Source organism: Mesorhizobium sp. M0293, from assembly GCF_040321735.1.
Taxonomy (GTDB): Bacteria; Pseudomonadota; Alphaproteobacteria; order Rhizobiales; family Rhizobiaceae; genus Mesorhizobium.
The window spans coordinates 1-13972 of the sequence record NZ_JAMYSA010000033.1; the positions used below are offsets into that span (position 1 = coordinate 1).

A 13972-nucleotide genomic window follows, 5' to 3' on the forward strand; every position below is an offset into this window, starting at 1 on the left:
GTGGGGGGGGGGCGGCGCAGCCCCGCCGCCCCACCCGCGCCCTCCCCCCCCGCCCCCCCCCCTCGGGCGGGGGGGCGACTGTTCACCGTGAGCCGTTGGTCGCTACCCAGATGACATGGCGCGCGCCTCGCTTGCCGTTGGCACGTATATTGACCTCCTCGACCGCGAAGCCGGCTTGCTTCAGCCGCCGCGTGAAGCCGCTGTCGGGGCCTTGCGACCACACCGTCAGCACGCCGCCCGGCTTGAGGGCGCTGCGCGCGGCACTGAGGCCCTGCAGGCTGTAAAGCGCATCGTTGGATTTGTGGACGATGCCTTCCGGGCCGTTGTCGACATCCAGGAGGATGGCGTCCCAGGCTGCGGGCTCAGACCGTATCAGCTGCCCGACATCCGTCTCCCGGATGCTGACGCGCGGATCGTCGAGACAGCCGCCAAAGATCTCCGCCATCGGGCCGTGTGCCCAGGCGACGACCGCCGGCACCAACTCCGCGACGACGATGCTGGCATCATTGCCGAGTTCAGCGAGTGCGGCGCGCAGCGTAAAGCCCATGCCGAGCCCGCCGATCAGGATCCTTGGCCGCCGATGGCCGGCGACGCGCGCGCAGGACAGCTTTGCCAGTGCTTGCTCGGAGCCGCTGAGGCGGCTGTTCATCAGCTCGTTGCTGCCGAGCATGATCGAGAATTCTGACCCGCGCCGCTTGAGGCGAAGCTCTTGTGCGCCGTCGGGTGTCCTAGCAGAGTCTAGCTGGACCCACGGGATCATGATCTTTGTCCGACCATGATCTTTTCCGAAAACCGGGTCCCACTTTTCGGGATCATGGTTTAAGCCGCGACTGCCGGTTGACTCCAGCGGGTGGCGAGCAGCCGGTAGGGGATGAGCGCGACGACGGCGATGATCAGCTTCACCGAGAGATCGCCAAGCGCCCAGGAAATCCAGCGCATGCCATCGACATGGAAGACGCCCATCAAAGGTGCGGTTTCAAGCGCAAAGCTGTCGTTCGGACCGGCGAAGGCAAACGCGGCCGAGAACGCGACAGTGAAGAATACGGCGGTATCGAACACCGATCCGACCAGCGTGCCGACGATCGGCGCCCGCCACCAGCTCTGCTGGCGCAGCCGGTTGAAGACGGTCACATCGAGCAATTGCGCGCTGAGGAACGCCGCGCCGGACGCCGCCGCGATCCGCACCAGCCGGCCGGCGGCGGTCTCGAATTCGATCAGGCCATGGCGGAACAGGAAGGGCGGGACAAGGATCGAGCAGATCACCGCCGTCATGAAGCCGACAAAGACGATCCTGCGCGCCACGGTGGGCCCGTAGCGGCGGTTGGCGAGATCCGTGACCAGGAAGGAGAAGGGATAGGTGAAGGCGCCCCAGGTCAAAAGGTCGGCCAGCGACAGGCCGCTGATCTGGCCCTGCATCGGGAATTGCACGAGAATGTTCGACGCCACGACGACAAGCGCCATGGCGGCCACGAATGGCAGGTATCGCGAGAAGGAAGGCATTTTTTTATCCTGGGTAATGGAACCAGCGGAGCATCATGTCCATCCGGGCGATGCTCGCTTCGTATTTGAACATCGGATTGCCGAAACCTTGCGGGTTCGATCCGATGCTTAAGGCCAACAAGAGGTGGCCAGGGCGGTCGTCCCCCGCCTTAAAACGATGTCAGGCGGCGACCTGCTCGGCGATCTTCTTGGCGATCTGCTTCTTCAACAGACGGGCGCGCTGCGACAATTCCTTGACGTCGGCCTTGGCCAGGAAGGCGTCGAGACCGCCGCGATGTTCGACCGAACGCAGCGCGTTGGCCGAAATGCGCAGGCGCACATTCTGGTTCAGTGCTTCCGAAATCAGCGTCACGTTGACGAGATTCGGCAGAAAGCGACGCTTGGTCTTGTTGTTGGCGTGGCTCACATTGTTGCCGGACATGACTGCCTTGGCAGTGAGTTCGCAGGTGCGGGACATTGTTCTAACCTTCAGTTCTCGGGGTCTGCCAAACCTTTGTGCCCACGCCGGGTGGCGCGCGGTTCTGGTCAGGCGGCCTTATGGAAAAAGTTGGCGTTCCATAGTTGCATTTCGCCGGGGCGTCAAGCTCCGGCTTCCCCACGGACGCGCCCGGCATTTCATATTAAGGCCGGAATTCATCCTATAAGCGGTCTGATAGGGACATGCCAGACCGGAGTTGCCCGCCTCCGGCCGAAAATCAAGGACCCGATCCCGCCATGTTTCGTTCGTCTCATGCCCTTGCTGCCTTGCTTGCCATTGCCTTGCCGTCCGCCGCTTCTGCTGCCTCGCCACAGTCGTTCAAGGGTGAGTACACGGTGTCGTTCCTTGGCCTTTCGATAGCGAAATCAACGTTTTCCAGCCGCTATGAGAACGGCGCCTACGCGATCGATGGCAGCGTCAGCGCGGCAGGGCTGGCCAAATTGTTCGACGACACGCGTGGCACGATCTCGTCCAAAGGCACGATTGCGGGCAAGAAGATGGTGCCGCAGGCGTTCCGTGCCGACTACACCTCCGGCAAGAAGGCATCGGTGGTCGATATCCGCTTTGCCAATGGCGCGGTCACCTCGACTCAGGTCACCCCGGCGCCAGGCAAGCGCGACCCCAAGAGCTGGGTGCCGATCAGTGCCGGCGATCTGGCGTCGGTGCTCGATCCGATGGCCGCCACCGTCATCCATGCCGACAGTCTCGATCAGGTCTGCGGCCGCACGGTGAAGTTCTATGATGGCGAGATGCGCGCCGATCTCACACTGACCTACGCTTCGAAGGGCACGATCTCGGTGCCGGGCTACAAGGGCGACACCATTACCTGTCGAATGGGCTTCGAGCCGGTGGCGGGTTACCGCAAGGGCCGCAAGGCGCTCAATTATCTCAAGAACCGCAGCCGCATGATGGTGACGTTTGCACCGCTCGGCCAAACCGGCATATATGCGCCGATCCACGCCACGGTGGGCACGCAGATCGGCACCTTGACCATCAGCGCCGGGCGTTTCGAAGCGGTACAATAGGCCAGGCGCCATACGCGCGCCACTGGAGACGGAATGGGGCGCGCAACACTGATCGGCTTTTCGGCGGTCGCCATGTGGGCGCTGCTGGCGCTACTCACCGATGCGTCCGGCCAAGTGCCGCCGTTCCTTTTGTCGGCAATCACCTTCTCGATCGGCACCGGCGTCGGGCTCGTCGCGCGACTGTTCATGCCAGCACCCGACAAGGGCCAGAAAATCCCTCGCCAAGTCTGGCTGATCGGCATTGCCGGCCTGTTCGGCTACCACTTCTTCTACTTCACCGCGCTGCGCAATGCGCCGGCGGTGGAGGCGAGCCTGATCGCCTATCTGTGGCCTTTGTTGATCGTGCTTGGCTCGGCGCTGATGCCGGGCGAGCGCCTGGCCTGGAACCATGTCGTCGGCGCGCTGCTCGGCCTTGCAGGTACCGTGCTGATCGTCACCAAGGGTGGTGGGCTGGCCTTCGATGCCCGTTACACCTTCGGCTATGCCATGGCCGCCGTCTGCGCCGTGCTGTGGTCGTCCTATTCGCTGTTGTCGCGGCGCTTTCCGTCGGTGCCGACCAGCATCGTCACCTGGTTCTGCGCGGCGACCGCGGTGTTGTCGCTCGCCTGCCACTTGGCGCTGGAACAAACCGTGCTGCCTGACGGCGCCGGGCAGTGGCTGGCCGTGCTCGGCCTTGGCCTGATGCCGGTCGGGGCGGCCTTCTACGCCTGGGACGTCGGCGTCAAGCGCGGCAACATCCAGGTGCTGGGCGCCGCAAGCTACGCCGCACCGCTGTTGTCGACGCTTGTGCTGATCGCGGCCGGTGTCGCCGAGCCGTCGCTGCGCATCCTCGCTGCCTGTGTACTCATCACCGGCGGCGCGGCTCTGGCGGCAAAGTCACTGTTCCTGCGCAAGCCGGCAGCAGCCGAAAGCGGAGCCGGGGCATGACGATGCCGTTTGCCGGCGGCATCGACGCCAATGCCAATGCGACGCTGATCTTTTCGCTGGCGGCGGCGGTGATCTACGCGTTCACGCTTGGCATGCCGCCGACGCTCGCCCGTTCGGCGGCAAAGACGCTTGCCGTGGCGATGCTTGCCGTGTTGGCGGTGCTGCAAGGTGGTCCGCTGCTGCTGATCGCCGCGCTCGCGCTCAGCGCCGTTGGCAATGCCTTTCTATCGCGCGACGGTGAAAAGGCGTTTCTCGGCGGGCTCGCCAGTTTTCTCCTCGCGCACGTCGTCTATATCGTGCTGTTCCTGCGCACTGGCGGCGGCTTGGAATTGCTGGGCGCCGAATCATGGCGAGGGGCAATCGCGCTGGCCATGGCGGTGTTTGCGGTCGTAATGCTGGCGGCGCTCTGGCGCCGCGTCGGTCCCGGCCTGCGTGTCCCGATCGCCGTCTATGTCGCTGCGATCCTGGCGATGGGCGTTTCGGCGCTGACGACAAGCAGCGCCTGGATTATCGGCGGCGCCGTGCTGTTCATGGCATCGGACGGGTTGCTAGCCACGGAGAAATTCCTGGTGGCCGCCATTTCGCCGCACCGCGCCTGGATGCGCTTTGCCGTATGGGTGCTGTACTATGCCGCTCAACTCGCGATCACGCTCGGATTCTTGCTAAGTTAGGATTGTCCAGGCTGCCAGCCCGGCTCGGCCAGCTCAAAGGCGGCGAACTCAAAGCCCGGCGCGACGGTACAGCCGACCAGCGTCCATTCACCCAGGCTGCGCGCCGATTGCCACCAGCCTGCCGGGACGACGATCTGCGGCCGCTCACCGGCTGCGAGATCGATGCCGAGCACCTGCTCTATAACGGCGCTGCCTTCTTCCCACACCGAGAGCGCCAACGGGGCGCCGGCATGGAAATGCCAGACCTCGGCGGCGTCCTTGACCCGGTGCCAGGCCGAAACCTGATGCTGTTCCAGCAGGAAATAGATCGCGGTCGAATGGCCGCGCGCACCGCTGGCGTCATCGCGAAAGGTCTCCGCGTACCAGCCGCCTTCCGGATGCGGCTTCAGGCCGAGCGTCGCGATGATTTCGGCGGAGCTGGTCATGGCCCGAATGCTCTAGAAATTGTCCTTGCGCTTGCGGATTTCGGCAAAGACCTCGGCGTCCGAGGCTTTCTCCAGCCCAAGATGCTTGCGGATCGCCGGATCGTGCCAGCGCAGGAAGGGATTGGTCGACAGTTCCTCGCCGATCGTCGTCGGCAGCGTCGGCTTGCCGGCGGTACGCAGTGCCTCGATTTTGGCGGCGCGTTCCTTCAGCGCCGAATTGGTTGGATCGACGGTCAGCGCGAAACGGGCGTTGGAGAGCGTGTATTCGTGGCCGCAATAGACGACCGTTTCAGCCGGAAGCGCCGCCAGCTTCTTCAGCGAATCATACATCACCGGCGGCTTGCATTCGAACAGGCGCCCACACCCCAGCGCAAACAGCGTGTCGGCAGTGAACGCCACTTTCGATCCAGGAAAATAGTAGGAGACGTGGCCGGCTGTGTGGCCGGGCGTTGCGATCACCTCGATCTTTTCATCGCCAAGATGGAGAACCGAGCCGTCTTCGACGGTTTCGTCGATGCCAGGAATCTTGGCTTTTTCCGCTTCCGGGCCGACGATGCGCAGCTTGAAGCGCTGCTTCAGCGCCAGATTGGCCTCGACATGGTCGGCATGATGATGCGTGGTCAGGATCATCGTCGGCGTCCAGCCGGTGCGCTTGAGCGCGGCCAGGATCGGCGCTTCCTCGGGCGCGTCGATGATCGCGGTCTGGCCGCTTTTGGGGTCATGCGCCAGCACGCCAAAATTGTCGGTGCGGCACATGAACTGTTCGATTTCGACCGGCATCGCATCTCTCCATTATCGCCGCAGACATAGGGCGCTGGCGTTCGGATGTCATCCCGGATGTTGAGCAACATTCGGGATGTTGGACAACATCCCGGAATGTCGAATGTCATTCCCGGAATGTCGGGCTCGTCGAGGCCTTTTGTTGAAACCCGACGATATCACGGCTACATCCCTGCCATGCACTCCGACATCGTCGATCTTCGCTCCTTTTATTCGACAACGCTCGGCCGGTTCGCCGAGCATTCGATCACCATGGCGTTGTCGTCGATATGGGCAGCCGTGCCCAACGAGCGGCTGGTCGGCCTCGGCTACACCTTGCCTTGGCTGGAGCGCTTCGGCGCCGATGCCGAGCGGGTCTTCGCCTTCATGCCGGCAACGCAGGGCGCGGTGGTGTGGCCGGCGACGGGACCCACGGCGACGGCATTGGTCTTCGACGAGGAATTGCCGCTGGTCGATTCCTGCATCGACCGCATGCTGCTCGTCCATTCGCTCGAACATGTCGAGAACCCGCGTGAGACGCTGAACGAGATCTGGCGTGTGCTGTCGCCGGCAGGCCGAGTGGTCATCGTCGTGCCCAACCGGCGCGGCGTCTGGGCGCGCTTCGAGCACACGCCGTTCGGCAATGGCCGGCCTTTTTCGCGTGGACAGCTCACTGAATTGCTACGCGAGGCGAATTTCACGCCCGCGTCCTGGTCCGATGCGCTGTTCTTCCCGCCATCGCGGCGGCGCTTCATGATGCAGTTCCACAATGTGCTTGAACGCGCCGGCCGGCGGCTGTGGCCGATCTTTTCCGGGGTCATCGTCGTCGAGGCGCAGAAGCGGCTCTATCAAGGCGTGCCTGTCGCCCAGCGGGCCTCGCGCCGTGTCTTCGTGCCGGTGCTGTCGCCGCATGGCGCCACCCGGCTTGGCCGTCGCAATGAGGCCGGGGACATCAAGCCATCGGTTGCACGGGTGACGGCTTCGTGATCACGGCAAGAGTGCCCGGCGTCGTTTCCCCGCCTATCTGTCGCAAGTGGACTGACGGCCCATTTGGCAGCCCATTTGAACGACGGATACCTTCAAGTCTCTCCAACCGGTTTCAGCACTGAACGCAAGGACCTCGGCCATGGCTGATCAACCGGACTATGCCGCCACCGTTCAGCAGGTTGCCGTGGCGGTCGAAGCCAGCAGCCTGAGCGATCAGGTGGCGACGATCAGGCGAGCGCTGGCGGGATCGCCGGTTCGCAAGTGGTTGCTCTGGACATCGGTTGGCATCATGGCCGTGATCATCGCAACGTCGATCGGCCAGGTTTTGCTCAACCGCTGGAATCAGCCTTTCTACGATGCGCTCGCGCGCCGCGACATGGCGGCCTTCCTGCACCAGCTTCTCGTCTTTGCGGCAATAGCCGGTGGACTTCTGGTGCTCAACATCGGCCAGACCTGGCTCAACCAGATGATCAGGCTCAAGCTGCGCCAAGCGCTGACGCTGGACCTGATCGACCAGTGGATGAGGCCGGCGCGTGCCTTCCGGCTGGCCAATGCCGGCGCCATCGGCGTCAATCCCGACCAGCGCATGCAGCAGGATGCCGCGCATCTTTCCGACCTTTCGACGGATCTCGGCGTCGGCCTGCTGCAGTCATGCATCCTGCTCGTGTCCTTCGTCGGCGTGCTGTGGGAGCTGTCCTCGGGCTTCGTCTTCCACATCGGCGGAACCTCGCTGGCTATACCGGGCTACATGGTCTGGGCCGCCATCCTCTATGCCGGCACCGCCTCCTGGCTGAGCTGGCTGGTCGGACGCCCGCTCATCAGCCTCAACAGCGACCGCTACACGCGCGAAGCCGAGCTGCGCTCCTCGATGGTGCGGGTCAACGAGAATGTCGATGCCATTGCATTGTACCATGGCGAGCCCGACGCCAGGCGACGGCTCGAACTCGACCTCGGTACGGTGCTGGGCGCCATGCGGCGCATCTACAGCGCCCAGATCAACCTGGCCTGGGTGACCGACACCTATGGCTGGATCACCGTCGTGGCACCCATCCTGGTCGCCTCGCCGGTCTATTTCTCAGGCGATATCAGCTTTGGCGGCCTGATGATGGCTGTCGGCGCCTTCAACCAGGTCCATTCGTCGCTGCGCTGGTTCATCAACAACATCGGCAGCATCGCCGATTGGCGCGCAACGCTCATGCGCGTCGCCGACTTCCGCATCGCGCTTAATGAAACCGATGTGCTGCACGACACGGAAAAGCGCATCGCCTTCGACGAAAATCCCAATGGCAGCCTGACTTTCGAGAAGCTCGAAGTGGCTTCGCCGGAGGGCTGCACTAGGCTCGCCGACCAGCATGTCGAAATCCGCCCCGGCGAGCGCGTCATAATCACCGGCGACCGGGGTGCCGGCAAGACGCTGTTCTTCCGCGCCATTGCCGGCCTGTGGCCATGGGGAAGCGGACGGATCAGCCTGCCGGCGGGGGAACCCCCACTATTCGTGCCGCGCGTCCCTTATTTCCCGGTCGGTACGTTGCGCGAGGTGCTTGATCATTCTAATGGAGCTGCGCCGGCGAGCGATGCCGAGATTTCGGCGGTGCTCGCCGAGGTCGGTCTCGAGCGGCTGTCGTCGTCGCTCGACCGCGCCGGGCGCTGGGACCACGAGTTGGGCGATGACGAACAGCGCTCGCTGGCCTTCGCCAGGCTCGCCTTGCGGCAGCCTAAATGGGTGATCATCGATGAAGCGCTGGATGCGTTCGACGGCCCGTCGCTAAGACGCGTGCTGTCGATGCTCGAGAAGCGTTTGCCGGGGACCGCGATCCTCAACATCGGGCGCGGCCTGCACAACGATCACTTCTTTTCGCGCGCGTTGACGATCGTCAAGGATTCCGGTGCGCCGGCTCTGAAGCCCGCCCGCATCAGGGCCGGCGCGATCGAACCGCCGCCAGTCGCCGCTCGCCGCAAGGCATAGGCCGATGTCGGCTTACCGGTGCCAAGCTTTATTTTGCCGTGATCGCGAGTGAAGCTCCCGGGGAGAAACAACCCTGGCGACGGCCATGCTTGATGCTCTGCGCCTGCTTGTCTGTCTTGCCTGCGCCCAGGCCGCTCCCGCTGCCTCGCCGCCGGATGCGCTGGCCGTCGACGTCGAGCTTGTGCTGGCGGTCGACATCTCGCTGTCGATGGACGAGAAGGAGTTCGCCCTGCAGCGCGCCGGTTATGTCGAGGCGCTGCGGCATCCCGACTTCATCGAGGCTGTCCGCGCCGGCGCCAAGGGCCGCATCGCGCTCGCCTATTTCGAATGGGCCGGCACGGTGCGCGACGACGCAGTCATAGGCTGGCAGATCATCGACAGCGCCGAGAGCGCCAACAGCTTTGCCGACAAGGTTGCGGCCCGCCCGTTCCGCAGCTTCCGCGGCACGTCGATTTCCGGTGCGCTGGCCTTCGGCACCGAGCTTTTCGACCGCATTTCTTTCGAGGGCGAACGCAGCGTCATCGATATTTCCGGTGACGGTCCGAACAATATCGGGCCGCCTGTCACCGCGACGCGTGATGCGGCGACCGCAAAAGGCATCGTCGTCAATGGCCTGCCGATCCTGATCAGCCCATCGCCCACCTTCAATCATCTCGACCAGTATTATGCGCAGTGCGTGACCGGAGGGCCCGGTTCCTTCGTGCTTCCGATTTATGCGGCCGCCGAATTTTCGACGGCCATCCGGCGCAAGCTGATCCTCGAAGTAAGCGGCGTTCAGGACAAGGCGAGAATCATCACCGTCGACGCGGCGACGCCGATAGACTGTCTGCAAGGCGAGCGGGACAGGCGGTTCCTGTCCGATCCGTATTTTCCGGAACTCGACCGGTGAGCCGTGCCGGGACTTGTCGTGAACGTCGTTGTCCCAAAACCGCTGGACACGTTTGGGCGACATGCAACTAGGCCGGTCGGGCGCCAAACTTGTCGCGGAACTCATTGTAGAGATCGCGGCGCCAGCGCCGGCCGTGGACATAGCCGTGCATCAGCTCCGACAGCGAGTAGCCGAGCGCTTTCGACGAGCGGTTGGCCATGTAGCCCTCAAATGCTTGAGGTATCCGGCCTCTGAGGATATCGGCGATAATCTGCCGCGAAATCATGTAGGGCGGAATGTGCGGGTAGGCGTCGGCAATATGCGGATGTTTGCCCATCAGGTTCGCATAGGCTTCGACATAGCCGTTACGGCAGCCCGAAATCGAGTTTTCCGAATTGTATTTTGTCCAGTCGATGTCCTCGGATAAACGCGCGCCATGGCGGCGCGCTAGCCGCAGCAGCAATTCCCGGTCCTGCATCCGGGTGATGTCGCTGTCATAGCCGCCAATGCCCAGCAAGGCCTCGCGGCGGGCGGTTATCGCGGAGCCGGCGATGAAGATCGTTTGCGCTACCAGCGTCCGTTCCAGCATCGTCGGGCTCACGAATGCATCGCGGTTGACGCAATTGGTGGCGCGGTTGCCCTTCAGGGAGACAAAAGAGCTGATCAGCACCTGAAGTGTGGGATTGTCATCGAAGCAGGCCAGGGTCCGTTCAAGCCGGTGCGGCAGGTAGACGTCGTCCGAATCAAGGAACGTCACCACGGGCGCCCGCGCTCGCTCGATGCCGGCATTCCTGGCGGCGTTGGCGCCTCGCCATTTCGCGCCGACATAGATCAGCCGCGGATCTTGAATGCGGGCGAGCGCCGCCTCGGTTCCATCGGTCGAGCCATCGTCAACGACAATATGCTCAAGCCTTGGCATGCTCTGGGAAAGCACGCTTCCCACGGCGCGCAACACTGATTCGCGCCGGTCGTGGGTCGGCGTTATGACCGTGATGAGAGGTGTCGGTTCGATGATCCCGGCCATGTCGTGTCAGCTGTTTCCTGCGCAGGGTTGCGCGTCTATCCAGGACTTTTCGATTTTCAGAACGGTCGAATGGATCGGACTTTCCTTTTCGCTACACCTCATAGTCGATGTGACGTTACAAAAACCAGCTGCCCGTGTCACTCACCGTGCGGGTCCTTGGCCCGCGCGAGATAACGAATTCCCGTTGTTAGCGCTCCAATTGCAACAGCACTGCCGGACAGAGCATTTGCGAATCACCCCGGAAGCGACCCGCCGCGACCGATAGCATGTATTCCATTACCTCGGACGTAATCGCTTCGCGCTCAACGTTTGAGCAGATTGCTATTGCGAGGTCGGCTGGTCGGCTTCGCTACAAAGGGAATGCAAAATCATGACCGCCTATGCCGTTGCCCATATGCGCCAGGCCACGCTGGGCCCGCAGATCGTCGAATATCTGCACAAGATCGATGCCACGCTGGAGGTTTTCAGCGGCCGTTTTCTGATTCATGGCGGCGATGTGGAGGTGATCGAGAACGACTGGCCTGGTCATCTGATCATCATCGAATTTCCCGACAGGCAGCATGCGCGTAACTGGTATAGCTCGCCGGCCTACCAGGCGATACTGGCGCTGCGTACAGACAATTCGGAGTCCGACGCGGTGTTCGCCGATGGCGTCGAATACCCGCACAAGGCCACGGATGTTCTGAGTTGACTGGTGCCAGACCAATGCAACGTTGCGGGCGTGGCGCAAGGGATCGCGATAAATCGCCTAGCTGTGCCCGACATAGTCAGGCACGGTCTCGATTTCGTCGCGAACCATGCCGGTAGCGAAACTGAACTGGCCCCAAAACGCCAAGCCATAAAATGCCTGACCGACAATCAGGGAAAATGGAATTTGCCAAAGCGGCATCCCTGCTTCTCGGGCATGGCCAACGATACGTCGTGTTGTGCGCCACGACATGGTGAACCATCGGCTGAAAGACTTCGCCACCCGTTGCGTGCGGCTAGGCGCACTAAGCTCCACATATTTGCGGTCGGCATCGCGACCGGTTACCAGTGCACGCCAGTAAAAGAATTTCCAGCCACGTGGCGAGTAATGGTAAGCGCGTGCATTGACATTATAGATCTTGTGACCTTCAAGTTTTAGTTTGCGCATCAGCAATGTGCAGGAGACTTTGAACCCATTATGTTTTGGGAAAGGATTTTTCGTAATCCAGTCGCGCCGAAAAGCTATATTATTGGCGTTAATTGCCCTCTTTGAAGCAAATCTCCCGTCTCCATGTGCCATGGGAAAAAACCAAATCAAAGCAAATGTTCTAGAAAAGAAGTCATCATGCAAGAGGTAGGTGTATCCGTTCACGCAAACAATTTCAGATTGTGCGAACGGCTCAAGTAAAGTTGATAGCCATCCGGGTTCAGCTACGGTATCTGAATCGGATAAGACAATTACGTCCCCATCGGCTTTCAAGATTCCTTTATTCTTCAGGTCGTAATATCGCCCTCCTGGGCAAGCGGCAAAGATGACGTCGGCAACTCGTTCCAGTTGCGGTGCTTCCGCTGTGATGTCGCTACGAAGCGATTTTGCATCCGCCTCTGTTCCGCCGTGGGAGATGACAACCTTCGGTCTGGCCAAGCCGGCTGAGGAAACCGAAGTGATTTCACGCGCCAGCGCCTTCAGTCCAACGCCGACTTCGCCCCAATCTATGGATTTGGCGTTCTCCATTTCCAAGACGAGCGAGTATGTTGCGCGTTCCTCAGCCATCTCTGCACCGACCATTCATCAGCGTCTAGATGGCTATCGTCGCCGCAACCCAACGTAAAGACAACCCTATCGATCAAGCGGCAGTAGATTCGCAAAGCGCTCCTTGTCACTTTTCGATCAGATCGGACGCCGGCCCAGGTTTCTAAGAGTGCCGAAAGCGCGATGATTGCTGAGGTTGAATTTTGAGGGGTCCGAGTATTGCGACAAGAAGCGCTCCCTCCACTCCCTATTGACGTTGTCTCGTTGGATTTCGAGACCTGAACTTGGGGCTGGTGCAGATTCAGCAGATTCAAATGTGAGTTGCGCGCCTACCAGACTCGCGACTTTCTCAAGGCTGGCCTGTGGATTTGCCAAGAGTTCCTCGTATGTCAAGGACAGGAAAGACAATCCGTTTTTTGCAAGCCAGATGTCCCACGACAGATTCTCCAGCACGATTTTTTCAAGGGCCTCCGCTATCGATGCGCCGTCATAGCGTGGTGAGTTCTGAACAGCCTCAGTAGAGCGAAACCGACCGGTCTGACGAGCGCGTGACCAAGAGATTGCCTGACCAAGGAGATCGCGGCGAGTCAAGCGCACGTAGTGCAGCCCTGGAAGGCTGGCTGGGAGATCCACAGTCTTGGCCACCTGCAAAAACTGGCTTGCAAACAGTTTGGCAGCGTAAATTCCAGAGGGAGACCGCCCATCTTTCAATGCACGCAAAACCTGGGCACGGGGATCGCGAGGATAGTTCGGCATTGCGAGAACACGGCGGCCACCGAACCACTCGAGGGGGTTGCCAAGCTCGGCGGCTGCCATCAATCCAGCCAGATGATTGCTGCCGCTGCGCGGTGAGGTGCAGATGAGAATCCCGGCTTTCAACCCAGCCAGCATTTCCGGCGGGATTTCAACTGGCAGAGGGCGCCTACGAAAAAGATGCATGGCGATCAAGACTACCGCTTCAGCAAGAACACAGCCTGCTGGCCGAAGAAATTCCAGAACCACCACGGCATCGACAGGCCGATCTTCTGGCCATTGGCGTCGAGTGCGGTTGCTTTTTCCACGGTCGCGCCGAGTTCGTCGCACAGATTGACGAAGTCGCGGATGGTGCAGAAATGGATGTTGGGCGTGTCGTACCAGGAATAGGGCAGGTCCTTGGTCACCGGCATGCGGCCCTGGATGAACAGCGACAGGCGCACCCGCCAGTGGCCGAAATTGGGGAAGGACACGATCGCACGGTTGCCGATCCTGAGCAGTTCGTCGAGAACCAGCTTCGGGTTGCGGGTGGCCTGCAGGGTCTGCGACAGGACGACGAAGTCAAAGCCCTTGTCAGGATAGAATTCGAGGTCCTTGTCGGCATCGCCCTGGATGACCGAGAGACCGCGCGCCACGCATTCGTTGACACCACGTTGCGACAGTTCCAGGCCACGGCCGTCGACCTGCTTGGTGTCCTGCAGCAGTTCGAGCAGCGAGCCATCGCCCGAACCGACGTCGAGCACGCGCGACTGTGGCGGGATGAGGTTGGCGACGACCTCGAGGTCGACGCGCTGGTCGCGGTTGACACTCATGGCTTTGCCTCCTGCCTGGAGCATGATCCTGGACAGCCAAGTCTGCAACTTTTCGGG

General features: G+C 61.7%; 16 protein-coding genes. 7 read left to right on the top strand and 9 right to left on the bottom strand.

Annotation, left to right across the window (positions count from 1 at the left end):
• Positions 1 to 82: 82 nt before the first annotated feature.
• The 3 genes from NKJ06_RS14605 to rpmB form a co-directional block, all read right to left on the bottom strand.
• Positions 83 to 760 (bottom strand): spermidine synthase, encoded by a 678-nt coding sequence (locus NKJ06_RS14605; protein ID WP_352634017.1) that lies wholly within the window; start codon positions 758 to 760, stop codon positions 83 to 85.
• A 59-nt stretch (positions 761 to 819) separates the two neighbouring features.
• Positions 820 to 1500 (bottom strand): queuosine precursor transporter, encoded by a 681-nt coding sequence (locus tag NKJ06_RS14610; protein WP_352634015.1) that lies wholly within the window; start codon positions 1498 to 1500, stop codon positions 820 to 822.
• Between the two features lie 160 nt (positions 1501 to 1660).
• Positions 1661 to 1957 (bottom strand): 50S ribosomal protein L28, encoded by a 297-nt coding sequence (rpmB, locus tag NKJ06_RS14615; RefSeq protein ID WP_023757258.1) that lies wholly within the window; start codon positions 1955 to 1957, stop codon positions 1661 to 1663.
• Between the two features lie 257 nt (positions 1958 to 2214).
• On the opposite strand from rpmB, the gene NKJ06_RS14620 reads away from it, so the two are divergent.
• The 3 genes from NKJ06_RS14620 to NKJ06_RS14630 are packed head-to-tail and all read left to right on the top strand — an operon-like array spanning position 2215 to position 4601.
• Positions 2215 to 3003, top strand: a complete 789-nt coding sequence (locus tag NKJ06_RS14620; RefSeq protein ID WP_352634013.1) for a DUF3108 domain-containing protein — start codon at positions 2215 to 2217, stop codon at positions 3001 to 3003.
• Between the two features lie 33 nt (positions 3004 to 3036).
• Positions 3037 to 3930: an aromatic amino acid exporter YddG gene (gene yddG / locus NKJ06_RS14625; protein WP_352634012.1), complete on the top strand. Its 894-nt coding sequence runs from the start codon at positions 3037 to 3039 to the stop codon at positions 3928 to 3930.
• A complete protein-coding gene (locus NKJ06_RS14630) occupies positions 3927 to 4601 on the top strand; it encodes a lysoplasmalogenase family protein (protein WP_352634010.1) in 675 nt (224 codons plus the stop codon). The genes yddG and NKJ06_RS14630 overlap by 4 nt, the downstream gene beginning before the upstream one ends.
• Here NKJ06_RS14630 and NKJ06_RS14635 read toward each other — a convergent pair.
• Positions 4598 to 5026 (bottom strand): cupin domain-containing protein, encoded by a 429-nt coding sequence (locus NKJ06_RS14635; RefSeq protein WP_352634009.1) that lies wholly within the window; start codon positions 5024 to 5026, stop codon positions 4598 to 4600. The genes NKJ06_RS14630 and NKJ06_RS14635 overlap by 4 nt on opposite strands.
• Positions 5027 to 5038: 12 nt before the next feature.
• On the bottom strand, positions 5039 to 5806 hold the full coding sequence (gene gloB / locus NKJ06_RS14640) for a hydroxyacylglutathione hydrolase (protein ID WP_352634007.1): 768 nt from the start codon (positions 5804 to 5806) through the stop codon (positions 5039 to 5041).
• Positions 5807 to 5983: 177 nt separating this feature from the next.
• Between gloB and NKJ06_RS14645 the strand changes: the two genes are divergently transcribed.
• The 3 genes from NKJ06_RS14645 to NKJ06_RS14655 all read left to right on the top strand — a co-directional run bounded on the left by NKJ06_RS14645 (position 5984) and on the right by NKJ06_RS14655 (position 9627).
• Positions 5984 to 6772 (top strand): class I SAM-dependent methyltransferase, encoded by a 789-nt coding sequence (locus tag NKJ06_RS14645; RefSeq protein ID WP_352634005.1) that lies wholly within the window; start codon positions 5984 to 5986, stop codon positions 6770 to 6772.
• A 139-nt stretch (positions 6773 to 6911) separates the two neighbouring features.
• Complete coding sequence (locus NKJ06_RS14650; RefSeq protein WP_352634003.1) at positions 6912 to 8738, top strand: ABC transporter ATP-binding protein/permease; 1827 nt, start codon at positions 6912 to 6914, stop codon at positions 8736 to 8738.
• An 85-nt stretch (positions 8739 to 8823) separates the two neighbouring features.
• Complete coding sequence (locus tag NKJ06_RS14655; RefSeq protein WP_352634001.1) at positions 8824 to 9627, top strand: DUF1194 domain-containing protein; 804 nt, start codon at positions 8824 to 8826, stop codon at positions 9625 to 9627.
• A 67-nt stretch (positions 9628 to 9694) separates the two neighbouring features.
• Here NKJ06_RS14655 and NKJ06_RS14660 read toward each other — a convergent pair whose 3' ends face one another.
• Positions 9695 to 10630 (bottom strand): glycosyltransferase family 2 protein, encoded by a 936-nt coding sequence (locus NKJ06_RS14660; protein ID WP_352633999.1) that lies wholly within the window; start codon positions 10628 to 10630, stop codon positions 9695 to 9697.
• A gap of 370 nt (positions 10631 to 11000) precedes the next feature.
• On the opposite strand from NKJ06_RS14660, the gene NKJ06_RS14665 reads away from it, so the two are divergent.
• Positions 11001 to 11321 carry a DUF1330 domain-containing protein gene (locus NKJ06_RS14665; protein WP_352633997.1) on the top strand — a complete coding sequence of 107 codons (321 nt, stop codon included), beginning with the start codon at positions 11001 to 11003 and terminating at the stop codon, positions 11319 to 11321.
• Between the two features lie 57 nt (positions 11322 to 11378).
• Here NKJ06_RS14665 and NKJ06_RS14670 read toward each other — a convergent pair whose 3' ends face one another.
• The 3 genes from NKJ06_RS14670 to metW all read right to left on the bottom strand — a co-directional run bounded on the left by NKJ06_RS14670 (position 11379) and on the right by metW (position 13915).
• A complete protein-coding gene (locus tag NKJ06_RS14670; RefSeq protein WP_352633995.1) occupies positions 11379 to 12371 on the bottom strand; it encodes a glycosyltransferase in 993 nt (330 codons plus the stop codon).
• A 117-nt stretch (positions 12372 to 12488) separates the two neighbouring features.
• Positions 12489 to 13289, bottom strand: a complete 801-nt coding sequence (locus NKJ06_RS14675) for a Stf0 family sulfotransferase (RefSeq protein WP_352634023.1) — start codon at positions 13287 to 13289, stop codon at positions 12489 to 12491.
• A gap of 11 nt (positions 13290 to 13300) precedes the next feature.
• Positions 13301 to 13915, bottom strand: coding sequence for a methionine biosynthesis protein MetW (gene metW, locus NKJ06_RS14680; RefSeq protein ID WP_023757246.1), 615 nt, complete (start codon positions 13913 to 13915; stop codon positions 13301 to 13303).
• Between the last annotated feature and the right edge of the window lie 57 nt (positions 13916 to 13972).